This is a genomic window from Collinsella ureilytica, assembly GCF_019795105.1.
Classification (GTDB): Bacteria; Actinomycetota; Coriobacteriia; order Coriobacteriales; family Coriobacteriaceae; genus Collinsella; species Collinsella ureilytica.
This window is the reverse complement of record NZ_JAIMFO010000005.1, coordinates 138940-163508: the sequence shown is the minus strand read 5'-3', so window position 1 is coordinate 163508 and position 24569 is coordinate 138940. Positions and strand designations below refer to the sequence as shown.

23 protein-coding genes and 5 tRNA genes are annotated in these 24569 nt (G+C 55.1%); 25 read left to right on the top strand and 3 right to left on the bottom strand.

Features of this window, described 5'->3' with window-relative positions:
• Window positions 1-73: 73 nt before the first annotated feature.
• The 19 genes from disA (at window position 74) to K6V98_RS03350 (ending at window position 15681) form a co-directional block, all read left to right on the top strand.
• The gene (disA, locus tag K6V98_RS03440) at window positions 74-1114 is read left to right on the top strand and encodes a DNA integrity scanning diadenylate cyclase DisA (protein WP_222199296.1); all 1041 of its coding nucleotides are present in this window, start codon (window positions 74-76) and stop codon (window positions 1112-1114) included.
• Window positions 1114-1860, top strand: coding sequence for a 2-C-methyl-D-erythritol 4-phosphate cytidylyltransferase (ispD, locus tag K6V98_RS03435; RefSeq protein WP_222199132.1), 747 nt, complete (start codon window positions 1114-1116; stop codon window positions 1858-1860). Before disA ends, ispD begins: the two co-directional genes overlap by 1 nt.
• Window positions 1861-2083: 223 nt before the next feature.
• Window positions 2084-2566, top strand: a complete 483-nt coding sequence (ispF, locus tag K6V98_RS03430; RefSeq protein WP_222199295.1) for a 2-C-methyl-D-erythritol 2,4-cyclodiphosphate synthase — start codon at window positions 2084-2086, stop codon at window positions 2564-2566.
• Between the two features lie 7 nt (window positions 2567-2573).
• Window positions 2574-4106, top strand: coding sequence for a cysteine--tRNA ligase (gene cysS / locus K6V98_RS03425; protein WP_222199131.1), 1533 nt, complete (start codon window positions 2574-2576; stop codon window positions 4104-4106).
• 241 nt (window positions 4107-4347) lie between these two features.
• Entirely contained in the window at window positions 4348-5418 is a 1071-nt protein-coding gene (gene rlmB, locus K6V98_RS03420) for a 23S rRNA (guanosine(2251)-2'-O)-methyltransferase RlmB (protein WP_222199130.1), read from the top strand.
• Window positions 5419-5451: 33 nt separating this feature from the next.
• Entirely contained in the window at window positions 5452-6156 is a 705-nt protein-coding gene (locus K6V98_RS03415) for an NYN domain-containing protein (protein ID WP_222199129.1), read from the top strand.
• A 283-nt stretch (window positions 6157-6439) separates the two neighbouring features.
• Window positions 6440-6514 (top strand) — tRNA-Thr (locus K6V98_RS03410).
• Between the two features lie 556 nt (window positions 6515-7070).
• Window positions 7071-7152, top strand: a tRNA-Tyr gene (locus K6V98_RS03405).
• Between the two features lie 11 nt (window positions 7153-7163).
• Window positions 7164-7239: transfer RNA gene (locus K6V98_RS03400), tRNA-Thr, on the top strand.
• A gap of 4 nt (window positions 7240-7243) precedes the next feature.
• A tRNA-Met gene (locus K6V98_RS03395) sits at window positions 7244-7320 on the top strand.
• 95 nt (window positions 7321-7415) lie between these two features.
• On the top strand, window positions 7416-8606 hold the full coding sequence (gene tuf, locus K6V98_RS03390) for an elongation factor Tu (protein ID WP_222199128.1): 1191 nt from the start codon (window positions 7416-7418) through the stop codon (window positions 8604-8606).
• Window positions 8607-9039: 433 nt separating this feature from the next.
• A complete protein-coding gene (rpmG, locus tag K6V98_RS03385) occupies window positions 9040-9189 on the top strand; it encodes a 50S ribosomal protein L33 (protein WP_222199127.1) in 150 nt (49 codons plus the stop codon).
• A gap of 15 nt (window positions 9190-9204) precedes the next feature.
• Window positions 9205-9280 (top strand) — tRNA-Trp (locus K6V98_RS03380).
• 74 nt (window positions 9281-9354) lie between these two features.
• Window positions 9355-9708 (top strand): preprotein translocase subunit SecE, encoded by a 354-nt coding sequence (gene secE / locus K6V98_RS03375; RefSeq protein ID WP_222199126.1) that lies wholly within the window; start codon window positions 9355-9357, stop codon window positions 9706-9708.
• 2 nt (window positions 9709-9710) lie between these two features.
• Window positions 9711-10247 (top strand): transcription termination/antitermination protein NusG, encoded by a 537-nt coding sequence (gene nusG / locus K6V98_RS03370; protein WP_222199125.1) that lies wholly within the window; start codon window positions 9711-9713, stop codon window positions 10245-10247.
• A 126-nt stretch (window positions 10248-10373) separates the two neighbouring features.
• On the top strand, window positions 10374-10802 hold the full coding sequence (gene rplK / locus K6V98_RS03365; RefSeq protein WP_222199124.1) for a 50S ribosomal protein L11: 429 nt from the start codon (window positions 10374-10376) through the stop codon (window positions 10800-10802).
• Between the two features lie 91 nt (window positions 10803-10893).
• Window positions 10894-11604 carry a 50S ribosomal protein L1 gene (gene rplA / locus K6V98_RS03360; RefSeq protein WP_222199123.1) on the top strand — a complete coding sequence of 237 codons (711 nt, stop codon included), beginning with the start codon at window positions 10894-10896 and terminating at the stop codon, window positions 11602-11604.
• A gap of 512 nt (window positions 11605-12116) precedes the next feature.
• Window positions 12117-14375 carry a HelD family protein gene (locus K6V98_RS03355; protein WP_306792727.1) on the top strand — a complete coding sequence of 753 codons (2259 nt, stop codon included), beginning with the start codon at window positions 12117-12119 and terminating at the stop codon, window positions 14373-14375.
• Between the two features lie 46 nt (window positions 14376-14421).
• Window positions 14422-15681: a 4Fe-4S binding protein gene (locus K6V98_RS03350; RefSeq protein WP_222199122.1), complete on the top strand. Its 1260-nt coding sequence runs from the start codon at window positions 14422-14424 to the stop codon at window positions 15679-15681.
• 217 nt (window positions 15682-15898) lie between these two features.
• On the opposite strand, the gene K6V98_RS03345 is transcribed toward K6V98_RS03350, so the two are convergent.
• Window positions 15899-16108: a helix-turn-helix domain-containing protein gene (locus K6V98_RS03345; RefSeq protein ID WP_222199121.1), complete on the bottom strand. Its 210-nt coding sequence runs from the start codon at window positions 16106-16108 to the stop codon at window positions 15899-15901.
• A 94-nt stretch (window positions 16109-16202) separates the two neighbouring features.
• Between K6V98_RS03345 and K6V98_RS03340 the strand changes: the two genes are divergently transcribed.
• A complete protein-coding gene (locus K6V98_RS03340) occupies window positions 16203-17141 on the top strand; it encodes a hypothetical protein (RefSeq protein WP_222199120.1) in 939 nt (312 codons plus the stop codon).
• A gap of 211 nt (window positions 17142-17352) precedes the next feature.
• Here the strand turns inward: K6V98_RS03340 and K6V98_RS03335 are convergent, their stop codons facing one another.
• Window positions 17353-18408: an asparaginase gene (locus tag K6V98_RS03335; RefSeq protein WP_222199119.1), complete on the bottom strand. Its 1056-nt coding sequence runs from the start codon at window positions 18406-18408 to the stop codon at window positions 17353-17355.
• A gap of 476 nt (window positions 18409-18884) precedes the next feature.
• Here K6V98_RS03335 and guaA point away from each other — a divergent pair, with 476 nt between their 5' ends.
• The gene (guaA, locus tag K6V98_RS03330) at window positions 18885-20495 is read left to right on the top strand and encodes a glutamine-hydrolyzing GMP synthase (RefSeq protein ID WP_222199118.1); all 1611 of its coding nucleotides are present in this window, start codon (window positions 18885-18887) and stop codon (window positions 20493-20495) included.
• Between the two features lie 195 nt (window positions 20496-20690).
• Here the strand turns inward: guaA and K6V98_RS03325 are convergent, their stop codons facing one another.
• Window positions 20691-21224, bottom strand: a complete 534-nt coding sequence (locus tag K6V98_RS03325) for a helix-turn-helix domain-containing protein (protein ID WP_004221664.1) — start codon at window positions 21222-21224, stop codon at window positions 20691-20693.
• Window positions 21225-21415: 191 nt separating this feature from the next.
• Between K6V98_RS03325 and K6V98_RS03320 the strand changes: the two genes are divergently transcribed.
• Genes K6V98_RS03320 through K6V98_RS03305 form a run of 4 tightly spaced genes read left to right on the top strand, consistent with a single transcriptional unit; the run spans window position 21416 to window position 24172 of the window.
• Window positions 21416-21616 carry a helix-turn-helix domain-containing protein gene (locus K6V98_RS03320; protein WP_052792092.1) on the top strand — a complete coding sequence of 67 codons (201 nt, stop codon included), beginning with the start codon at window positions 21416-21418 and terminating at the stop codon, window positions 21614-21616.
• Between the two features lie 3 nt (window positions 21617-21619).
• A complete protein-coding gene (locus K6V98_RS03315; protein ID WP_222199117.1) occupies window positions 21620-22687 on the top strand; it encodes a site-specific integrase in 1068 nt (355 codons plus the stop codon).
• 2 nt (window positions 22688-22689) lie between these two features.
• The gene (locus tag K6V98_RS03310; protein ID WP_052792090.1) at window positions 22690-23010 is read left to right on the top strand and encodes a plasmid mobilization protein; all 321 of its coding nucleotides are present in this window, start codon (window positions 22690-22692) and stop codon (window positions 23008-23010) included.
• A gap of 7 nt (window positions 23011-23017) precedes the next feature.
• Complete coding sequence (locus K6V98_RS03305) at window positions 23018-24172, top strand: helicase RepA family protein (protein ID WP_222199116.1); 1155 nt, start codon at window positions 23018-23020, stop codon at window positions 24170-24172.
• Window positions 24173-24569 lie beyond the last annotated feature (397 nt).

The window sequence follows — 24569 nt, the reverse complement described above, 5'->3', positions numbered from 1 at the left end:
AATACGATCAGTTGTGGTTGGCTGGCGAGTTTGGCGGTGGTTTTTGGTGGATAAGAGCGATGCTCAGAAGCGCATGGAGAAGGCAATTCGCCTTACTGCTCCCGGGCAGCCTATCCGCACGGCGCTGGATATGATCATTGCTGGGCATTTGGGTGCGCTCATCTGTGTTGGCGACTCAGAAAACGTGCTTGCCTCGGGAAATGACGGCTTTCCTCTCAACATATCGTTTACGGCAAATCGCTTGTTTGAGCTTTCAAAAATGGACGGCGCGATTGTTATTGATGATGATCTCACACAGATCTTGCGCGCTAACTTCCACCTCAATCCTGATCCGTCCCTTTCTACGAATGAAACCGGCATGCGCCACCGTACAGCGGCGCGTATGTCGGTCTTAACTGACGCGATTGTAATTTCTGTCTCGGCACGTCGCGCGGTGGTTAATATCTACGTGCATGGTCGGAGCTATGAGCTGCAGCCGGTGAGCGCACTTATGGACTCGGTTAATCAGCTGCTTGCCACCTTGCAAACCACACGTACCACGCTCGATCGCTCGCTCTTGCGCCTCACCGCTCTTGAGCTGGACGACTACGTTACCCTGGCGGATATTACCGATATTGTTTCAAGCTTTGAGATTATGCAGCAGGCAAAGATTGGCCTTGAAGATAGTATTCGTAAGCTCGGTTCGCGCGGAAAGCTTGTGCGCATGCAGCTTGAGCAGCTGGCAGGAGCTGCCATGGAGGCCGAGTACGACCTCATGATCCGCGACTATGCCTCCGATTCTTCGGAAGAAAATGCAGAGGAAATTCGCGCCCAGCTCCTCTCGATGACTGCTCAAGAACTCACCAATCCCTTACGAGTGGCGGAAGTCTTGGGCTACGACAACCTGGATGAGGACTCTGTCTTGACTCCATTGGGTCTTCGTACCCTCTCTCGTGTGTCGGTTGTGCGCGATGGAGTTGCAGAAAAGATCGTGGACGAGTATGGATCTTTGCAAGATCTGATGAACGATATTCGGAGCGACCCGGAGCGTCTGGGAGCCTTTGGCGTGAATAACCCTGCGATTTTGGCGGATAGTCTGTATCGCATGCGCGGAAAGCGCGGGGAATCAGAGTAATGGGAGATGTGTGCGCAGTTATTGCGGCTGGCGGAACTGGTTCGCGTTTTGGCAATCCCGGCGGCAAGCAGCTCGTAAGTGTTGCAGGAAAACCTATGATGACCTGGTCAATCATGGCCTTTGATCGCTCTGCCTATGTGGGTCATATCGTAGTTGTATGTCCGCCTCGTCGTCGAGCCGAAATGCGCACCCTCGCAATTGACCCCTTTGAGATTCACACGCCCATTAGCTTTGCGGATTCCGGAGAAACGCGTCAGGATTCCACGCGCGCCGCTGTTGAGGCGGTGCCGGAGGGCTTTCGCTACGTTGCGATTCATGATGGTGCGCGCCCCCTCATTACCACCGAGGCTATTAACCGCGCGATCAGTGTGCTGCTTGATACATCTGCGGCGGCAGGGGTTGTGTGCGGTCAGCCAGCGATTGATACCTTAAAGATTGTTGAAGGCTCACGGATTTGTGAGACTCCGCCGCGTAGCATGTACTGGGCAGCTCAAACACCACAGATCTTTGGAATCGATGCGATTCGTCAAGCTCACGCTCAAGCCTTAGCAGATGGCTTTGTGGGAACCGATGATTCTTCATTGGTTGAGCGCATGGGAGCTTCGGTGCTCTGTGTGCAAAGCCCGCGCGATAATTTAAAGGTAACGGTGCCAGAGGATTTGCGCCCGGTGACTGCCATTTTGCTGGGTCGTATGAGTGATGCTGAGTGCGCGCAAGATACGGGGATGTTCCCAAGTCTTGGATAAGCGCAGCGATGCTCAAGCTCGGCGGTGCCCAAGCTCGACGGCGCTCAAGTTCGGCGATGTTCAAGTCGCTGGTCGTGCGAGGATGTATCCCGTTGAGCTTGCGCTTCGTGTGCATGCAGCCTGGGTTATGATGGCAAGGTATTTGGCTGAGCAACGCGGGCTTGCTCGTGAGCAGCAGCCTGCATGGTTAGACGACGGCATGATGGCGAGGCGAAAGGGATCTATGGGAGGGCTGCGAATCGGTCATGGCTACGATGTCCACCGCCTGGTGGAGGGTCGACCATGCATCATTGGTGGTGTGGATATTCCTCATGAGCGCGGATTGCTTGGACATAGCGATGCAGATGTGCTTGCCCATGCGCTAGCAGATGCTCTGCTGGGTGCTGCGCGAGCGGGAGACATCGGAGCACTTTTCCCAGATACCGATCCTGCCTTTGCTGGTGCCGATTCTCTTGTGTTGCTTGGTCGTGCTATGGCTCACATTCGCCAACTCGGCTTTGAGCTGCTTGATGCAGACTGTACCATCGCTTGCCAGGAACCTAAGATCACTCCGCACCGCGATGCTATGCGCAAAAACCTTGCCGCCGCCCTTGGGGTAGAGCTCGACCAGATTGGCGTGAAGGCAACAACGACCGAAGGTCTTGGTTGGGAAGGCGAGGGCGCTGGTATAGGTGCCTGGGCAGTTTGCATCTTGGAAAAACGATAGGAGCACTATGCGCATCTACTCATCACAGACGCGTGAAAAGGCTGAGTTTATCCCTATTGAAGCGGGGAAGGTTCGCATGTATGTATGTGGGCCTACCGTCTACGACAATATTCATATTGGTAATGCGCGTACCTTCATCAGCTTTGATGTGATTCGCCGCTGGCTCATGGCCTCGGGTTATGAAGTTACCTTTGCTCAAAATCTTACTGATGTGGATGACAAGATTATCAACCGCGCAGCAGAAGAGGGACGAGACCCCGCCGAGCTCGCTGAGAGCTTTGCTGAGCGCTTTATTGCTATCATGCGCCGCGCCGGCGTGCTCGATCCCGATATTCGTCCGCGAGCTACGCGCGAGATTGGTCCGATGATTGGGATGATCAAGCGCTTGATTGAGCAGGGTCATGCGTACGCACCGGGCAATGGCGACGTGTATTTTTCTGTGAGAAGCGACCCTGCCTACGGTGCAGTTTCTGGTCGCCATCTTGATGACCTCATGGCTGGTGCCCGGATTGAAGAGAATACGAGCAAGCGCGACCCCTTTGATTTTGCTCTGTGGAAGGCAGTAAAGCCGGGAGAGCCGAGTTGGAAGAGCCCTTGGGGTGAGGGTCGCCCCGGCTGGCATACTGAGTGTGCCGCCATGGTTCACCGCTACTTGGGCGTTCCGATTGATATTCATGGCGGTGGATCTGACCTGGCTTTTCCGCATCATGAAAACGAGTGTGCTCAGGCAAGCTGTGCCTGGCATGCAGGCTTTTCAAAGATCTGGATGCATGCAGGGATGCTGTTGGTAGAGGGCGAAAAGATGTCCAAGAGCTTGGGCAATTTCTTCACCCTCGAAGAGGTGCTTAAGCGCCACTCCGCAGCTGCCTTGCGCTTGCTTATGGCTCAAACGCATTACCGCTCACCTCTGGACTTTTCTTGGGAGCGCCTGGAGGGCGCAGAGCATTCGCTCGCCCGTGTGGCTGGAACGGTGGAAAACCTGCTTTGGGCTGCCTCACGATCAGGTCAGGGTGATCTTGCGACCGCGCCTCGCGAGGCTGCGGATACAGACGATGATCGAGACGGTGTTGTTAGCGCCGAGTCTTTGGGGGGCACCTTAGAGCGTGCGATCAAGGCTGCTCGCGCTGAGTTTGCTGCTCAAATGGATGATGATTTTAATACGGCAGGTGCTCTTGCTGCCTGCTTTTCCTTGGTGAGCGAGGCGAATGCCTATCTTGATCAGGCGGGGTCTCATCTTGACCCGACGCTCGCATCCAATACGGCTGCGATGATCCGTGAGCTTTTTAGCACGATTGGCATTGAACTTCCTGTGCGCGAGGGAGCAGATGTACCTGCTGAGATTGTTGGTATTGCCCAGGAACTCGTTGGTTTTTCTGGTGAGACTTCCGCCGAAGCTGCAGAGGCAATCCTTGCTGCTCGGGCAGAAGCTCGATCCGAGCGAGACTGGGCTCGAGCCGATGCTATCCGAGATCAGTTGGGCGCTATCGGTTTGATGGTTGAAGATACGGCACATGGTTCGCGTATTAAGTGGGCGCAGTAGGGGCGAGCTCTCTGGTTCTGTTGGGGACTCCGTACACATTCCGCTGTGCTGAGCTCATCTGTTGTGTGGTCTGGTCTGTGCTTGGTCGTGCGTTTGGTTGTCCGTTCGGTTGTGCGCTCGGTCTGATGTGCGCCCAGATCGGTCTGTGTTCGGTTTGGTTGGCACGCAGTCTGACGTGCACGTGGTTACTGTATTTCTGGCTCCGTATGAGCTGGGAAAAGAATCTGTAGTGGGAGGATCTATGGCGAAGTCAAAACAACAAGGCGGCAAGAGCCGTTCGGGTAGTGGCGCTCGCCAAGAGCAGGGGAGGCGTACACAAACTGGCGATCGTTCTGGCCGCTCTCAGTCAAACAAGCGACCCGACCGCCTGCAAAGGGGGCGATCTGTCCAAGATCGTGGGCGTGATGCGAGCAGAGGCAGCATAAATCGCTCGCAAGGTACGCAGCGTGCTCAAGATTTTGGTAGCATGCCGGGCGAAAATCGCAGCTCACATGCACAGGCTGGCAATCGCGGCTCGCGTGCGCAACAGAGCACGAGAAAAAGCCAAGCGCCCGATACCCTCTACATTGAAGGACGCCGTGCAGTCGCTGAGGCACTGCAAGTTTCCTTCCCCGTTCGTCGCGCGCTTGTTGCAGCTTCTGAGCGCGACTCTGGCACAGCTGAGTTTGTGAGTGTGCTTTCTGCAGCAGGAACTCCCATTGAATACGTGGATCGAAGTGTGCTCAATGCGCTTTCGAGCCACGGGGCTCACCAGGGCATCATGCTTGAGGTGGGGAGCTTTCCGTATGCGGATCTTTCAGAGATCATTGCAGATTCTGGCACCGACCCGGCTCTTGTGTTGGTACTTGACCATGTTACCGACGAGGGAAACTTGGGTGCCATCATTCGCTCTGCTGAGGTCGTCGGTGCTTCAGGCGTTGTGATTGCCTCCAAGCGTGCAGCAGGGGTAGGCATCGGTACGTTTAAAACGTCGGCGGGAGCAGCCTTGCATCTTCCCATTGCGCGCGTTACGAACATAGCCCGCGCGCTCGACCAGCTCAAAGAAGCTGGCTTTTGGGTGGTGGGGGCGAGCGAGCATGCTCAGGGCGACTGTTGGTCTGCTTCGCTTGAGGGAAGAATTGCGCTCGTAATGGGTTCTGAGGGCTCAGGCTTGTCGCGCCTCATTCAGGAGCGCTGCGATCATTTGGTGCGTCTTCCGCAACGGGGGATTACTGAGAGCTTGAATGTTGCTCAGGCAGCGACCGTTCTCTCGTATGAGTGGCTGCGCCAAAACCGTGACGCACTGCCTGAGGGTAACTCGACTACGGCTTGATGAGAAAAAGCCGGGTTTAAAGGAGATGTAGGTGTGACAAAAAAGAATCGCGCAAAAGCAAAGGCCCGACGCTTTGGAGAGGGATCTGTTCGTTCAGAGGTTGCTGCTGCAACCTATGGTTCGGGAAATGCCCTTTCGACTCTCGATGCTTCGGGGACTTCTGTTCCTCCTCGGGGGATGAATGCTGCAGGTCGTCGGGAGCTTTTGGTGGTTGACGGCTATAACGTGATTCACGCCACACCTCGGTATAAGCGTTTGTTGTTTGATGGCGGAGACGGGCCGTATTCAACGGATGTGTATGACGCTGCCAGGACTGCCTTGATTGCCGATGTTGCCGCCTTTGCCCAAGCCTCGTATGAGGCTGTGATTGTATTTGACGGGGCAGGCAATGTGTCTTCAGAGCGTCCTAATCTTTCGCAAGCAGGTATTAAAATTGAGTTTTCTCCAACAGGAGTTTCTGCAGATACCGTCGTGCAGCGCCTGTGTATTGAGGCTCGCGAAGAGGGGCGGGCGTGCTCGGTTGTAACGAGTGACGGGGTGATTCAGGCAACCGTGATGGGAAAAGGCGTCACTCGGGTTTCGGCTCGTATGCTTGTGGAGGAAATCGGCCAGATTGATCGCGAGATCGAGCGTGTGCAAGATGAGGCTCCGGCCATGAAGCTCACCCTTGGTTCTCGTTTAACGCCAGAGCAGCGTGAACGGCTCGCGCAGCTTGGCCATGGACACGGCTCTGCATAGGATATGCCAAAGGGCAGCAAGGCTACCCCGACTGCCAGCTTGATCATGGGCCTAGCTTCGCGCGCGGGGTACCCCTTCATCAGGGACGTGCTGAGCGCTCAGATAGCTCGGACATGTGCGTGGCTTCGCAAGGGGATACACCCGAGACACTGTCTTCATGAGGTAATTACAAGCTTGACCATGATCGTAGCTCCGCAGTGGATATGGCGTAGGGGATCTTGACCGTGCGCTCGCCTGGCACACTCTTGCGCAGGATTGCGTGTTCAAGTATCCTCATCGGCGTGCCAGCGTGGCTCAACGGTAGAGCAACTGATTTGTAATCAGTGGGTTGCGGGTTCGATTCCTGTCGCTGGCTCCATAGCATTGCAGCTCGGAGGCTTATGTGCGGCCTCCGAGTTTTTTGTTTTGATGCCACTCTGTTTCGCATCCGATGCCTTTGTTACATGCCTTCCTGTTTTGCATCATCTATCTTTGTTGAATGCCTTGTTTGCAGCTCGCTCAAATCTCCGATGCCCGGTTTTTGATCATCTGTCTTGGTTGAATGCCTGAAGGCCTCGCGGTTTCGTTGAGTGCCTCGCAGCTTCAGATCATCTTGTTGCATTTGCCTTTGTTGTGAGTGGGAGCGCGTGCATTTTGGTGTCGTTGCGACCATTTTTGCCCGCACTTGGCGTCAAATCTATACCTGAAGAACGATAAGTGTACTAATATTAACCCCCTACAACCTTGTATGTTTGAGCAGCCAGAACGACATGTCGCACCTTGCAGGTTATGGAGGTTCCGCGCAATAGGATACGCCCGAAGGCGTGTGTTGGAGCTTTTTTGTTGACAGGCACTATTCTTGCGGCGTACTATTCTTCTGCTTGCGGACGCGTGGGTTCATCTGAGTCGGCGCGCGAGCGGGTCTTGTACGACATGGGAGTGTGCCCGAGTGGTTAATGGGGACGGGCTGTAAACCCGTTGGCTCTGCCTACCAAGGTTCGAATCCTTGCGCTCCCACCCGTATAAGTGCCTGTGTAGCTCAGTCGGTAGAGCACTTCGTTGGTAACGAAGAGGTCACCGGTTCAAGTCCGGTCGCAGGCTCCACGCTGGCGGTGTAGCTCAGTTGGTTAGAGCACACGGTTCATACCCGTGGCGTCACTGGTTCGAATCCAGTCACCGCTACCAAGGTAACTCGAGTGGCTCGATCGGTATACCGCCCGGGCCACTTACGGTTAGACGGGAAGGTCCCATCCGGGGACGACCATAAGGAGGAGGCTTTCATGGCCAAGGAAAAGTTCGAGCGTACCAAGCCGCATGTAAACATCGGTACCATCGGCCACGTCGACCACGGAAAGACGACCCTGACGGCCGCTATCACCAAGGTTCTCTCGGTGACTGAGGGCTGCAAGGCCGACTTCACTGCATTCGAGAACATCGACAAGGCTCCGGAGGAGCGCGAGCGTGGTATTACCATCTCCGTCTCCCACGTTGAGTATGAGACGGTCAATCGTCACTACGCACATGTTGACTGCCCCGGCCACGCCGACTACGTCAAGAACATGATTTCCGGTGCTGCCCAGATGGACGGCGCAATTCTGGTTATCGCTGCCACCGACGGCCCGATGGCTCAGACTCGTGAGCACATCCTGCTCGCTCGCCAGGTTGGCGTTCCCTACATCGTTGTCTTCCTGAACAAGTGCGACATGGTCGACGACGAGGAGCTTATCGACCTCGTTGAGATGGAGACCCGTGAGCTCCTCTCCGAGTACGAGTTCCCCGGAGACGACATCCCGGTCATCCGTGGCTCTGCTCTTGGTGCCCTCAATGGCGACGAGAAGTGGATGAATTCCATCCGCGAGCTCATGAGTGCTGTTGACGAGTACATCCCCACGCCGGATCGTGACAACGAGAAGCCCTTCCTCATGGCTGTTGAGGACGTCATGACCATTTCTGGTCGTGGTACCGTTGCTACCGGCCGTGTTGAGCGTGGCGAGCTTCGCATCAATGACCCGGTTGAGATCGTTGGTATCAAGCCAACCTCGAGCTCCGTTGCCACCGGCATCGAGATGTTCCGTAAGTCCATGGACTTCTGCGAGGCTGGCGATAACGTCGGTATCCTGCTTCGTGGTGTTAAGCGCGAGGACATCGAGCGTGGCCAGGTTCTCTGCAAGCCCGGTTCGGTTACCCCGCACACCAAGTTCTCCGCTGAGATCTACGTTCTCACCAAGGAGGAGGGTGGCCGTCACACCCCGTTCTTCTCGAACTATCGTCCGCAGTTCTACTTCCGTACCACGGACGTAACCGGCTCCATTGCTCTGCCTGAGGGCACTGACATGGCCATGCCTGGTGACCACGTAACCATCTCTGCTGAGCTGATCCACCCGATCGCCATGGAGGAGGGTCTGCGCTTCGCTATCCGCGAGGGCGGCCACACCGTTGGCTCCGGCATCGTTTCCAAGATCAACGGCTAAGCTTCCGCTAACCCGGTAGTTATGAAGGCCGGCACCGCGCTTGGTGCTGGCCTTCTTTTTGTTTCGATAAAGAGCTGTGTTCGGCTTCGAATGCGTGCGCCTGGCTCGGTCATGCTCGCTTGCGTTCGTTCGTGCCCGTTCGTGCCGGTCAAGTTTTGGGTCAGGTTCTTTGGACAAGCCCTTGGGCAAGCTTTTGGCATTGAGCCCAAAACATTCCCAGGTGCTTGTTCAAGAAGCTCGACCGCACTCAAAGTCGTCGCAAAACGAACTTTTCCATCGCAGACACCGCTCATTCGAAACATATGACGTGGTTGTTTTGTCGGATGCGAAGCTCATCGCTCGCTTTCGTTGACAATCCCTTTTAGTTCCTGATAAAGTTCTCAACTGCGCTGTCAGCAATGAGGGCGCATGTAGTTTGTCCACAGGAGGTTAAATGCGTACTCTGGTTACCCTTGCATGCACCGAGTGCAAGCGTCGTAACTATACGACGACCAAAAACAAGGCCACCATGCCCGATCGCATGGAGATCAAGAAGTACTGCCCGTGGTGCCGTAAGCATACGGCTCACAAGGAGACGCGCTAATCTCCCTTCACTCACACGCCAGTAGTTCAATTGGTAGAGCATCGGTCTCCAAAACCGAGTGTTGAGGGTTCGAGTCCTTCCTGGCGTGCCAGCGATTCATCCGTAAGCCTCTCCGGAGGCTTACGGTTTCTCAGGTAAAGGCGTCAAACGCCGGAGGTATGTGCGATGGCGAACAAGAAGAAGACCAAGAAGGCTCAGAAGGAGGCTACGGCCAATGCTGGGGCTGCCACGTCTGTAAAGGCTGCAAAGGCTGCCCCCAAGCAATCGGCTGCACGCCGCTCCAAGCCGCAGAAGAGCGCTAAGAAGAGCTCCGGTAAGCCCGGTTTTCTCTCTCGTATGACGGGGTATTTCGCCAATGTGCGTACCGAGATGCGTCGCGTGGTTTGGCCAACTAAAAAAGAATTGCTGAACTACTCCGTCGCTGTGTGCGCCTCGCTCATCGTGGTGGGTATCGTCATTGCCTTGCTCGATGTTGCGATCACCCAGGGCTTGGTGCTGTTCTCAGGGTTGAGGGGATAGGAATGGCCAAGCGTTGGTATATCGTTCAGACCTACTCGGGATACGAGAATAAGGTCAAGGCCGATCTGGAGCACCGGATCGAGACCATGGGCATGCAGGATCATATCTTTGACATCCAGATCCCAACCGAGCGCGTGACCGAGATTAAAGAAGGCGGCAAGCGCGAGGTTAAGGATGCAAAGATCTTCCCAAGCTATGTGCTCGTGCGCATGGAGATGGATGATGATTCCTGGACCTGCGTTCGCAATACTCCAGGCGTTACCGGCTTTTTAGGTGCAAACGGTAAGCCTTCCCCGCTTTCCCGCGAGGAATATAACAAGATGATGCGGAAGTCCGATAAGGGCGATGCTCCTAAGCGGACTGCCGTTAATGTTCAGGTTGGCACATCGGTTCGCGTTACCTCAGGTCCTTTGGCTGGCTTTGATGGTCAGGTATCTGAGATCAATGCTGAGGCCGGTAAAGTTAAGGTTTCCCTGCTTATTTTTGGGCGAGAGACTCCGGTTGAGCTCACCTTTGAGCAGATTGAGGTCATCGTCTAGATTTGACCGTCACCGCCTTATCTCTAGCGCCATCGGCTGCTCACCGAATCGGCGCGCTTCTTAGAGTTCGGGCGTAAACGATATAGCAAGCTTTTACGCGTACGCGTTCACACAGGAAGGTTCGACATGGCAGAGAAGAAGATCGCCACCGTCATTAAGCTTCAGATTCAGGCTGGCCAGGCTAACCCGGCTCCTCCCGTAGGTCCGGCTCTTGGTGCTGCCCAGGTTAACATTATGCAGTTCTGCCAGGCATTCAATGCTGCTACGCAGGACAAGATGGGCGACGTCATCCCCGTTGAGATTACGGTGTATGAGGATCGTTCCTTTACCTTTATTACGAAGACTCCGCCGGCAGCTCACCTCATTAAGAAGGAGCTTAAGCTCAAGGGCGGTTCTTCTACCCCGAACAAAGACAAGGTTGGCCAGCTCACCGATGAGCAGCTGACCCGGATCGCTGAGATTAAGATGCCCGATCTGAACGCCAACGATATCGATGCCGCTAAAAAGATCGTGGCCGGTACCGCTCGTTCCATGGGTGTCACCCTCGCTGAGTAACTCTCAGGCAAGTTGGTAATCCGCGCGGCTTACATGGATAGCTGCGCTTGATGTGGAAGGGCTTCGCCCGTTAGCACCACAGGAGGTATGTATGACTAAGAAGCGTGGTAAGAACTATCGTTCAGCTGCAGAGACGATCGACCGCACGGCTGTGTATAGCCCGCGCGAGGCCGTGAAGCTCATGAAGGGTGCTGCGCGCGCCAAGTTTGATGAGACGGTTGAGGTTCACTTCCGCTTGGGAATTGATACCCGCAAAGCCGACCAGAACATCCGTGGCTCCATTTCTCTGCCTCACGGTACCGGCAAGACTGTTCGCGTAGCTGTCTTTGCTGAGGGCGAGAAGGCTCGCGAGGCTGAAGAGGCCGGTGCAGACGTCATTGGTTCAGACGAGCTGGTTGCCGCCATTCAGGCAGGCGATATCAATTTTGACGCTGCCATTGCTACCCCGAACATGATGGCCAAGGTTGGCCGCATTGGTAAGATCTTGGGCCCTCGTGGCCTTATGCCTAACCCCAAGCTTGGTACGGTGACCATGGATGTTGCCAAGATGGTTGGCGAGCTCAAGGCTGGTCGTGTTGAGTATCGTGCAGACCGTTATGGCATCTGCCATGTTCCCATGGGTCGTGTTTCGTTCTCCGATGAGCAGATCGTTGAGAACTATGCGGCGCTCTATACCGAGATCCTGCGCGTGAAGCCTGCTTCTGCTAAGGGTCGGTATGTGAAGAGCATTTCTATGTCTTCCACCATGGGTCCTGGCGTAAAGATTGATCCGAGCGTTCAGCGCGACTTTTTGGCTGAGTAGTGTTTGGCGAGCACTGTCTCGCTGAAGCCTGCGTCTTCAGGATGCTTGATAGTTCTTGTGCTGGTTGGTACATGGTAGTGAGCTAGAAGCTTTAGGCGTGGGCGCATAAGCTCATCGTTTGATTGCGTGTGATAACCGACCTCGCATCTGCGGGGTCGGTTTTCGTCTCTGCTTGCTTGCCTCCGACCGAGCCGGCGTATCAGGGCATGGCTGAGCGGCTCGGCGTGCCTGCTGTGTTCCTTGAGCAAGGAGCCGCTATGGGGCAGAGGGGATGGCCAAGGCGGCAGCGTGTGCTCATCGCACCTCACGGAAGGTAGCGCTACGTCTGCGTGGGCATGATTGAGCGGTTGGGCTGCCCATCACGCTCATCACGAAAGGCACCGCTACAACAGAGGACATGTCCGAGTGGCCAGACGTGCCTGCCATGCCCTGTGTTGCCGCCGTTCACGGAGTGCGCTGAGTACCTTCATCCCTTTACTCGGGTACACTGATAAATCAGTTAGAGGAGGAGTATGGACGAACGTACAGCTACACCTGAGCACATGCCTCAAGCTTTCGGCGAGCCCACTGTCGCTACGCCTGAGCACACATCCCAAGACTTCAGCGAGCGCGCTGCCGCTACATCTCAGCACGCATCCCGAGAGCTCGCAGAGTCCGGCATGAAGCATGATGATCCCGTTTTCACGCAAGAGCAAAAGCATCTCTCTGAGCTTTACTCCCTCTTGCTTCACTATCGCGATGAGCTAACGCATCAGCTGGAGCATGACCATAAGCAGGCTGCAGCAGATCTGGTAACCATGAGTGAAGAGATCCGCCCAGACTTTGGTGGTGCGGATGAAACGCTAGAAACCTTAGCGGCAATCGAGACCTTAAACGCGGTGATTGACGCCTACAACCAATATCACGACTTTAGTGTGGATCGTCTTCGTCGGATTTTGCTCCTGCTTCGCCAGCCGTATTTTGCTAAGGTTCGCTTAAAGATGCGGCCAGATCGTCCGGCTCGCGATGTGTATATTGGAGCTGCTGGCATTACCGATGAGCACCATCTCCCGCTCGTGGTTGACTGGCGAAATCCCATTGCAGAGACCTATTACAATCAAGAAAATGGCAAGACATCATATACCGTCAATGGTGCGGTTCGTACGGTTGAGCTTGAGCTCAGGCGTCAGTTTGATATTGAGCGCGAGCATCTGCATGCCTATTTTGATACGACGGTTGCTATCGAAGACTCGCTCCTGCTCCATGCGCTTCGCTCACATCATACCGAGAAGCTTCAAGCGATTACGGCAACGATTCAGCGCGAGCAAAACCAGGTCATTCGTCATGAGGATGTTCCTGCCATGCTGGTTTGGGGCATTGCAGGCTCAGGAAAAACATCGGTGATGCTGCAGCGCATTGCGTATCTGCTCTACCATGAGCATGAGTCGCTCACGGCTGACCAGGTCTGTCTTTTTAGTCCCAATAAGGTATTCGAGCGTTATATCGATGGGGTGCTGCCATCGCTGGGTGAGGCAAATCCACGTCTTTTGACCTGGCGCGATTTTATGGAAGACCAGGGTGCGGGAGATCGCGACGATGGGGCGGATACGCCGCTTGCTGCGCTCGAGCGGCTTGAGAATCTGGTCTCGAAGATCAAGATTGAAGAAGGGGATATTCGTCCCATCACCGTAGCGGGTGAGACCCTGCTCACCACGGTACAGATTGCAAGCGTCATCTCCAAGCATCGCCGCTTTGGTGTGGGGCCGCGCTTTACGGCACTTGTCACCGATGAGCTGCATGATCGGCTTGAGCGCCGTCTCTCAGCGCTTTCTCGTACGCATAGCTGGCAAGAGCGGCTTCTCGGTCTTGATGTGGAGGAGCAGATTCGCCTCATTGGGTCGGTGGCAAACCCTGTTGACGAGGAGGAAGCTGCCCACGTAACGCGTACCTATGTTGATGTGCTCTTCCAACGCGCGGCTGAGGATGCGATTGACCGCCTCGCTTGGCTGCGGCTTGATCGGGTTGGTATGCGCCTGCTGGATAGCCCGCACCTCTCTGCTCCTGAACTGCTCTATTTGCGCCTGCTTATTCAGGGTCGCTCTCGCTCGGATGTGCGCTATGTGATGATTGATGAGGTGCAGGATTATTCCCCGGCTCAGCTCAAGGTGCTGGCATCGTATTATGCAGCAGCCCACTTTTTGCTATTAGGTGATCCAAACCAGGCAATTCGTGAACATACGGCCACCTTTGACGAGGTGCGTTCAATCTTTACCACAAGCCATGGTCAGGTTGATGAGTGTCGCCTGCTCACAAGCTATCGTTCTTCTCCTGAAGTGACGGCGCTCTTTAGCCATTTAGTGGTGATGGGTGAGGATATTAAGCTCGCCAGTGTGCGCCGCGCAGGAACTGAACCTCGGCGAGAGGTATTGCCAACCGAAGAGGCGCTCGTGCAGGTGCTGGCGGATATTGCGCATGAGGAAGCAGGCACCGAGGGGTTAACTGCTATTGTGGCAAGGGACTCTAAGCACGCCCATCAGCTTGCGCGGCAGCTTAAAGGGATGGTGAGCGCCTTAAAGCGCAATGAGGCGCTACCGGCTTCGGGAATTGTGATTGTTCCTTTGGTGATGGCAAAGGGTCTGGAGTTCGACCACGTGGTTATTCCTGATGCGGACGGTATCTCGTATCCCGATACTCCGCTCGCGCGCAGACGCCTTTATACCGGCGTTTCGCGCGCCATGCACCAGGTTACGCTCTTGGCGGTAGGCGCGCTCTCACCACTCGTTGCCGACTAAGGCGCTACACTAGATAGTCGTCGTTCAAGCCTGGGAGGGAGGCCTGATGGCGCAGCACGATCTTATTGATGATCTGATTGATATTAGTAAGGGTCTTGGCTCTTTGCGAGATCCCATAAGCGGTTTGACTGACACGCTATTGGGTGAGGCTCCTGAGGCTCCAACGTGGAATCCGGCTGATTATAAGGAGAGGCCACGGGCAAACACGATTCCCTGTCTCGTGTGCCGTCATGAAACGAGCGCATGTACTGCCTGCATGGACGTGTGCCCGGTGGATGCCATTGATATTGAAGACGGATCCATTGAGATAGGCAATGCGTGCCGGAAGTGCGGTCTTTGCGTTGCGGCGTGCCCAACGGAGGCTTTCGTATCGCCAAAGCTTCAGCCTAAAAAGCTGTATGAGGAGATCTCGCGCGCAGCGCTTGCTCACGAGACGGCCTATATTACCTGCACACGTGCGCTTCGTCGCATACCTCGAGAAAACGAGGTTGTGATTGCTTGCGTGGGCGCTGTTCCTGTTGAGGTATGGTTTTCTGTGCTCACTGAGTTTTCTAATGTGAGCGTCTACCTTCCCTTAGATATTTGCAATGCGTGCAAGACTGTAACTGGTGAGAATCAGCTGGCAGACTATATTGCAACGGCTGAGGAGTGGGCAGGAACTGGACTGGGGCTTGAGGTTGATCCGGCGCGTTTGACATGCAAAAAGCGCCGCGAGTTTGAGCGCAAAGAGTTTATGGATGATATTGTGCGCACAACGGGCTTAGCGGTCTCTCGTTTGAATCCGGCTGCTGCTGCAGTGGCAAGTGTGTCTCAGCGCCTGCAAGCGCACGCTAATCGTATTTCTGATTTGGAGCGAACGCTCAGCAATGCCTGTGGTGTTACTACCGAGAAGCGGAGGCGGATTCTGCTTCAGCGCCGTCAGCTCCTGTTAAGTGCCTTACAGCTGGTGCCTGAGCGTGCAGAGTCGGTTCAGGTGAAGCGCCCGGTTTGTGATTTTGCTCGCTGCACCATGTGCGGAGAGTGCGTGAGCGCCTGTCCGGTTCATGCCTGTGATTTAGTTGCGGCTGGCCGGTTTAGTGTGGAGCCAACATATTGCGTAGGCTGCGGACTCTGTACTGAGGTTTGTCCGACCCAGGCGCTCAGTCTTCATGACTTTGATGGGGCAGATTTGGTGGTACCCGATCCTGAGGCCGAGGCGCGCGAGGCTGCTGTAGCTCGTGCCCACCAGGATGCTCAGCGCATAAAGGAAGAGGTGCGGGGGAAGATCTCCTCAGCCCTCGATTTTGTGGAGCGCCTTGCCGATTAGGTGCTGCTTACTTTTGTTGCTCGGGCTGTTCTCTGCCTTGGGCATGCCGTTTTTGGGCATGGACGGATGAGCTGGCATATGGCAGCAGGCGGCGATTTGCTGTGAGCTGATGATCCTGGCGTTGCGGGCAGTGCTCTGTAGTGGGCATTTTGCTGAGAGTGTTGCGAAGTGGGTAGTGCGCTGAGGGTGCTGCAAAGCGCGCGTCGTGCTGAGCGAGTTACTGCAGGAGGTCTGCACCATCCGTATCAAATGCCGAGGCTAACCGCTCAAGGGTATCGAGGGTGACATTTGCCTCTCCGGCCTCGATGAGATCCAGCAGCGGCCGACTAATGCCTGCCATCAGACAAAAATCAACCTTCGTGAGCCGCGCGTCCAGACGGCGGGCACGGATATTCTCACCAAGTTTCTGTCGCAGCTGATTTCTCATGGGAAGAGTGTGTGGGCGCAGTCCCGCTATGATGTAAAGCAAACATTACAGATTGAACTTCTGCATAGAGATTTCAGCAGGTGAGGGACTGACCATGAATATCCGTACATTTACGGGAGGGAAAAGAAGTGGGCTTTTTGAATCCGTTGGGCGTTTTCGGCTCTCGGCGGTCGTCATGGATGTGGACGCGAGCGTGGTAACAGATGAGGATGGGGCGCTGTGCATGAGAGTGTGTGATACCGCGCACTCTGCTGTGCCAGACCTTGAGCTTTGCTCGAGGGAAGCCTTCCAAGTGAGCGAGGATACGGCGCTATCTGCCGCATCGGATGCTGAGCGCGAGCTTTCTCAGCACCAATTATCCGCTGAGCTACGAGCTGTTTCAGGTATTGCTGACGGTTCAGGTGCCGCTGACCGTTCAGGCGCTGCTGACGGTTCAAGTATCGCTGAGCATTCAGGTATTGTTGACCGCTCAGGTATTGTTGACCGCTCAGGTACTGCTGACCGTTCATCTATGACTGACCGCTTGCGTGCCGATAAGGCATCGCTCGCTCACTCGAATCTGCTCTCGCTGACTCCTCGCGAAATTGAGCTTATTGCGACGTTGGAAGCACGTGACGTGAAGCTCATCCTCGTTACATCTGCTGATAGAAAAGTTGCTGAGCGTTTTTCTGCTGAGATAGGTCTCAGCTTGCAGATACTGAGTGATCAGGATGATACGGCAGAGCCTTGGCCTGTAATGCCAACTACGAGGAGCCCGATTGGTAGTGCAGCTCTCTGGCGTACAACGGCTGCCCGGCGTGCAGAGCGAGTGGCAGCTCAATGTAGTGAGTGGGGCATGAACGTGGGCAGTCTTGCAGCAATTGCTACGCACCCAGCAGATGGAGCCTACCTCGCAGAGGCTGGACTATCGCTGGCATTGCCTGAGGCGGGCGGCGATGCCTGCTATATGGCAGATGCTGTTATGGAGCCTCGCGCTTCTGGCGGCCTTGTCCAAGCACTTGAACGTCTGGCGTGCTTTGCTCCCCAGTTTTGATGGCGTGCTGTATGCAGACCAGCCGCGTTGTGTTTGTGCACCTTGCCTAGACCGACAGCATTGCGCGGTCGCCTGCTTTGCACTTGCCTGCTGCAGCGAGATTGACCGTACTGCACTTGCCTCTGCGCCCGGCTGCGTGTGTTGTACTTGCATGCTGCGGCGAAACCGACAGCGCTGCATGGCGAACGTTTGCCTCGCGCGTCCGACCCTCCTAGTCCAGGCGATCGAAATTGATAGGCGTGTAGAAGAGCTCACGGATCTGCTTAGGATCCTTTGTTTGTGCGAGCACCCAGAGAGTCTTTGCAACCAGCGCCTCGGTGGTCATGTCTCCACCTTTTAAAATGCCGGGGTGCTCAGCATAGGTGCGTCCAACACGGTACACACCAAGATCCATACCTTCCTCGGGTACCTGCGTGGTCATAACGAGGGTGCGGCCAGAATCCACCCAGTCAAAGATGGCGCTTTCAAACGATGGTGAGGAGCTCTGAGCATCGGGCACGCCGCCAATACCGAAGGTCTCCAGAATGATTGCCGATAGATTGGGTCTCAGCAGATCAAAAATGGCAGGCGTTAAGCCTGGAGTGAGGCGGAGTGTGCACACGCCGCCATCAAGCACATCGTGAAACCGAGGCTCTGCATCCATCAAAGCAGCGTTTGTTTGCACGCCTTTTTGTATGCTCGGCTGCGTGCGCGAGCAGGCGTGCTGAGGTGCTCCATAAATTATGCGATCGGTGCGAATAACGGCTAAGGGTGGAAAATTCACACTGGTAAAGGCATTGAAGCTCATGGTGCGCTGCTTGCGTGCACGCGTACCTGCAATGACGAGCCCTCCAAAGACAATCGAGACATCGCGAGCTGCATCGTCAAGCGCCCAGAGCAGACTCTGATACAAGTTGAGCTTGGCATCGGTAAAGGGATGCCCCATGGGTTGTTGGGAGCCGGTGAGCACAATGGGTTTGGGGCTGTTTTGCACCAGGTAGGAGAGGGCAGCGGCCGTATACGCCATGGTGTCGGTACCGTGCAAAATCACAAAACCATGATAGCTCGGATAGTTGTGAGCAATGACATCGCGAATACACATCCAGTCTTGAGGAGACATATTGGTGCTATCGATATTCATGGGTTGTACGACGTCAATTTCGCAGAGGCCGGCAATCTCGGGCACACTTTGAGCCAGCTCTTCACCGGTTAGGGTTGGAGAAAGTCCGTAGCCATCTTCGCGCGAGGCAATGGTGCCTCCAGTTGCGATGAGCAGGATTTTCTTCATGCAAGCCTCCTTAGAGAGCGCGTACAGGGTGGAGCAGCTGGGTGTCTTGGCCGGTGCCGGGCAGTAACGGTTGAGGATGTACCCCCGGTGCTGGGCAGCAGCGGCTGAGGATGCGCTGCTGGTGCTTGGAGTTCCAGGCTCGGTGCTCCTTGACAGCACAAGGAAGCAACACATTGCCAGGCGCTGCCACATTTGAGCACCCAAACAAGCGTAGCAGCTCGTGACGCTCTTTCGTTCAGTAATTCGTTTCAGCTTAATGCTTGCGACGGCGCTCGCGATGTCCTTTCTTAGAGCAAGTCGTTTCAGCTTAATGCTTGCGACGGTACTCACGATGTCCTCTCTTAGAGCAATTCGTTTCAACCCAATCTCTGAAACTCTGGTAGGCATGGGCACTGGCAGGGCTCGGCGCGCGCGGTACACGGTATGATGGGGTCTACTTTGCAAGCACACCGTTTGTAAGCAGAGGAAGGAATTACATGACGCAACACACGTCGGATCGCTCAGCTGCGCCAGTTCTCGTACTTGATTTTGGCGCTCAGTACGGTCAACTCATAGCTCGTCGCGTGCGCGACCTGCAGGTATATTCAGAACTCGTTCCGTGCGATATTTCAGCCGATGAAGTTCGTGAGCTGAACCCCGCAGCTATCATTTTGTCTGGAGGTCCAGCAAGCGTATATGCCGAGGATGCTCCCTCAATTGATGCCGGTATTTTTGAACTTGGCCTGCCTGTACTCGGTTTTTGCTACGGTCATCAGATTATGGCGGCTACTTTAGGCGGCGAGGTTTCTCATTCAGATGTGGGTGAGTACGGCCCGGCAACGCTTACGCGTGAGCGCGATTCTGCGCTTATGAATGCAACGCCGCTGGAGCAAACGGTTTGGATGAGCCACCGCGATGCGGTATCTCAGGCACCTGAGGGCTTCATGGTTACCTCGTCTACCTCGGTTTGTCCAATCGCTTCTATGGAAGACCCAACTCGTCGGTTCTTCTCTACGCAGTTTCATCCAGAGGTTGCTCATACCGAGCATGGCGGGCAGATGCTGGAGAACTTTCTTTTTGAGATCTGTGGACTGGAAAAAAACTGGTCCATGGACGATGTGGCTGAGCGCAAGGTAGCAGACATCCGCAAGCAGGTGGGCGAGGATCGCGTGATCTTAGCGCTTTCCGGTGGCGTGGATAGTTCGGTGGTTGCTGCTCTTGGTGCGCGCGCAATTGGCAGGCAGATGACCTGCGTGTTCATCAACCATGGTTTGTTGCGCAAGGGTGAGCCTGAGCAGGTGGAGGAGGTCTTCACCACTCAGTTTGATGTGGACTTCATTCATGTGCACGCCGAGGATCGCTATGCTGCTCTGCTTGATGGAGTTGTGGATCCAGAGGAAAAGCGTCGGATCATTGGTACGCAGTTCTGGAAGGAATTCTTTGCTGTTGCCACCGAGCTTGAGCACGACGGGCGGCCGGTGCGGTTTTTGGCGCAAGGCACGATTTACCCCGACATTATTGAGAGCGGAGCGCGAAAGACCGGCGGCAAGGCTTCTACCATTAAGAGCCATCACAATCTGATTCCCTTCCCCGAGGGCGTGCATTTTGATCTGATTGAGCCGCTTGATCATTTCTTTAAGGATGAGGTGCGAGCGCTCGGCCGTGAGCTGGGGTTGCCTGAGCACATTGTGTATCGCCAGCCGTTCCCAGGGCCTGGCCTTGCCATTCGGATTATTGGAGCGGTGAGCCCAGAAAAGCTCGAGATTCTGCGTGAGGCAGATGCGATTGTGCGCGAGGAGCTTGATGCGCATAACAAGCGCGTGTTCCGCCAGACCGGTGAGCGAAGCGGTGCAGGTAGTGTGTGGCAGTACTTTGCCGTTTTGCCTGATATTAAGAGCGTGGGCGTTATGGGCGATGAGCGCACCTATGCACGGCCGATTATTTTGCGTGCAGTAGAGTCTAGCGACGCGATGACGGCGGATTGGGCAAAGTTGCCCTATGAGGTGCTGGGTCGGATTTCTAGCCGTATCGTGGCTGAGGTTCCAGGCGTTAATCGCGTAGCGTACGACATTACCAGCAAACCCCCCGCAACAATCGAGTGGGAATAACTGACAAAACCCGCAAAGCCTTGAAAACACTGGGGTCTTAAAGCGGAAACGGGGCATTTGATAGCAAATTGATAGCAGATACCAAAACCGGATTTACTTTGTTCACTCCCGTATAACGGGTGGCTTGCGGGTAAATCCTCCATATCCTAAGAAAAAGGTCTTGCTGACTTTCACCAGTCGGCAAGACCTTTTTTGTTATTTGTCTTTTCTCTGTTTCTTCAATCCTTTTATCAGAGCATCGCTTAATTCCTTCGAGGGGACTTTGGCCCACCGCTGGGTGGTGTCGTACTTCGGGTAGTTGTAGCGCCAGCGGTCATAGTCCTCCTTGGTGATCTCCCCGGCCTCCAACTTCGCCGCCTGTTCCCGCCACGCAATCAAGATTTTGTTCAGCTCACTGGCTTGACGGCCTCCCTGAAAAATATCTGCTTGCAGGCAGGCACGTCCATCCGCCTCTACCACTTTCAGACTGTAAACATCCTCCAAGGCGAACAGCGTATGGGCCAAACCTATGTAGTTGTCTATGTCCGGGACGCTCAACGCCTGGGGCGATACATCTAATGTATGCGCCAGGGCAGCGGTCAAGTCGGCCTTCGGCGTCCGGGTGCCTGTTTCGTACTGTGCCAGACGAACATCGGCGGAACGCTCTGGAAAGCCCACCGCCATACCAAGATACTTCTGTGTCATACCCCGGAGGGTGCGGAAAAAATGGATGCGCTCTCCTATTGCCATAAATGCCAACTCCTATCTGGTGGTTTCTGTCGAAAGTAGTATAACATATTCGCTTAGTAACAGTCAAGAGTATCTTAAACAAAAAAGTTAAAAATTATTCCGCAAGCCACTTGACAAAGCAAATTTGCTTAGTTATAATAGGTTAAGCATAAAGGCTTAGTTCTGGGGCCATGAAAGGAGGTGAGCGCACAATGGCAAGCACCATGTTCATGCGGGTGGACGAGGTAGCGGAGGAATTAGGGGTTTCTGTCCCCTATGCCTATAAGCTGATTCGTTCTATGAATGCGGAGTTGAAAAAGACGGGCTGTATTACCATTTCAGGCCGCATCGACCGCAAATTCTTCCACGAAAAATTTTATGGCACAAGAAGCCAGAGCGAAAGGAGTGATTAACCTATGGCGGCGTTTAAGAACAAGGCCAACGGCACTTGGTACGTCCAATTCCGCTATACGGACTGGAAAGGAGAGCGCCAGCAGAAGTTAAAGCGTGGCTTTGCCACCAAGAAAGAGGCCCAGGCGTGGGAACGGGAGTTTCTGATGCAAAAGCAGGCCGATGTGAACATGACCTTTGAGAGCTTCGCCCAGCTCTATGAGAAGGATATGAAGCCCAAGCTGAAACTGAACACCTGGCTGACAAAAGAAAGCATCATCCAGAAGAAAATCCTGCCGTATTTTGGAAAACGGAAATTGTCGGAAATCACCGCCAAGGACGTGATGGACTGGCAGAACGCGATCCGAGGGTTAACGGACGCCAAGGGAAAACCCTATTCCCCTACCTATCTCAAAACCGTCCACAATCAGTTAAGTGCCCTCTTTAACCATGCTGTCCGCTACTACGGCCTCCAGGTCAATCCTGCGGCCAAGGCCGGGAACATGGGGGTGGAGGAACGGCGTGAAATGCTGTTCTGGACGAAGGAAGAGTATCTGAAATTTGCCGACGCCATGATGGACAAGCCCCTCTCCTACTATGCCTTTGAAATGCTCTACTGGTGCGGTATCCGGGAGGGGGAACTGCTCCCAACAGACTTCGACTTTGAGGCGGGTACAGTGTCCATCAGCAAATCCTATCAGCGGCTCAAGGGCAAGGACGTGATTACCACTCCTAAGACGAAAAAGAGCAACCGTGTCATTAAGATGCCCAAATTCCTCTGTGGAGAGATGGAGGACTACTTAAAGATGTTTTACAGCACCGGGGCAAATGAACGGATTTTCCCTGTCAGCAAGCACTATCTCCACCATGAAATGGACAGAGGTGCGAAAGCGGCGGGAGTGAAGCGGATCAGAATTCACGACCTCCGACATTCACACATTTCCCTGCTGATTGATATGGGCTTCACCGCCCTGGCAATCGCTGACCGGGTGGGGCATGAGAGTATCGATATCACCTACCGCTACGCCCATCTGTTTCCTACAAGGCAGACGGAGATGGCGGACAAACTGGACTTTGAAAGGATGGGAACGTAACCATGTCACTGAAAAACCGAGACAACAAAAATCGCTGGAGGAACAAGACCGTGGCCTTCCGGGTGTCCCCGGAGGAAGATGAACAGATCGAGGCCGCTGTGCGGCTCTCCGGCCTGACAAAGCAGGACTACATCACAAGACGCCTCCTGTGCCGGGACGTAGTGGTACAGGGTAATCCCAAGGTCTACAAAGCCCTGCGTGACCAGCTTGCCGCCGTTCTGGACGAACTGCGGCGGGCCGAGGACGGGGCTGGCGTGGACGATGAACTGCTGGACACCATTCAGATGATCGCCGCTATCATGGGCGGCATGAAGGAGGATTGATAGATTGATGGATTCCAGAGAAACGAAAAGGACTGTCCCGGTTCCGTCTGTTGGCGCAGACGGGGAACAGCCCATTTCACAAACACCTTCCGCAAGTATAACAGAGGAAACGACAGAAAACAATCCCCCTGAAAAAAATTATGCGGAACTGCTGCGGAAAATGCAGCGCATGAACGACCCGGCGTATCTCCCCACGATTTCCATGAACGAGTTGTACGAGAACGTCTATCAGAGCAGACCGCCCGTCATTGACGGTCTGCTCTATCCGGGGACGTACCTCTTTGCGGGAGCGCCCAAGGTAGGCAAGTCGTTTCTGATGGCCCAGCTTGCCTACCACGTCAGCATGGGCCTCCCCCTGTGGGACTATCCCGTTCACAAGGGGACTGTCCTCTATCTGGCGCTGGAGGACGATCACCGTCGCTTGCAGGAGCGGCTTTACCGGATGTTCGGCATGGACGGCACCAACGACCTCCTCTTTTCCATCTGCGCAAAGCAGGTCGGCAACGGGCTGGAGGAACAGCTAAAGCGATTCGTGCAGGAACACCCAGACACCAAACTGATTATCATTGACACCCTTCAGAAGATTCGGGAGGCTGGCGGGGATAAGTACAGCTACGCCAACGATTATGAGGTGGTAGGAAAGCTGAAACGCCTTGCTGACGCTTGCGGCGTCTGCCTCCTACTGGTACATCACACTCGGAAGCAGCAGGCCGACGACAAGTTTGATATGATCTCCGGCACCAACGGCCTGTCGGGGGCAGCAGACGGGGCCTTTCTTCTTCAGAAGGAGAAGCGGACGGACGGCACCGCCACCTTGGATGTGGTAGGACGTGACCAGCAAGACCAGCGGCTCTATCTCATTAAGGACAAGGAACACCTGACATGGACACTGGAGCGGATGGAAACGGAGTTGTGGGTAGAACCCCCCGACCCGGTGCTGGAGGCCGTAGCCGCCTTTATCACGGCGGAGAGGCCGTCCTGGGGCGGTACGGCCACGGAGTTGGCGGCAGCCCTGCAAGTGGATATGAAGCCCAATGCCCTGGCGATGCGGCTGAACGTCCGGGCCGGGAAACTGGCAACGGACTATCATATCCGCTATGAGAACACCCGCACCCACGCCGGGAGAAGTATCAGCCTGACCCTGGATCCTCCCCAAGCGTGACGACCGTGACGGCTGTGACGGCTTTTTTGAGAGCGGGGGCGGTGTCCAAAACATCGTCACGGTCGTCACGGCTGTCACGGGGAGCGGGGTCAAATGTCAAGGGGGCATACCTGTGGGTGGAGATTGCCGCAAGGCAATACAACCCGAACCCCTTGATATTTGGCCCACGGAGGACACTTGCCGGGTGGTGGAAAGGCTGTGCCTTTCCACCTGCCCAACGGCGAGTGGAAAAGTTTAGGCGGGGTGCAGGGCGCCCTTTTCAAAGGGCGGCCCTGCTGGGGGAGGCAACCGCAGTTGCCGGGGGCAAAGCCCCCGCACCCCCTCGGAGAGCCCACGGCACTTTCGCACCAACGGGGCGAAAGTGCCATAGTGGGTTATTACACTTCCCGCAGGAAGT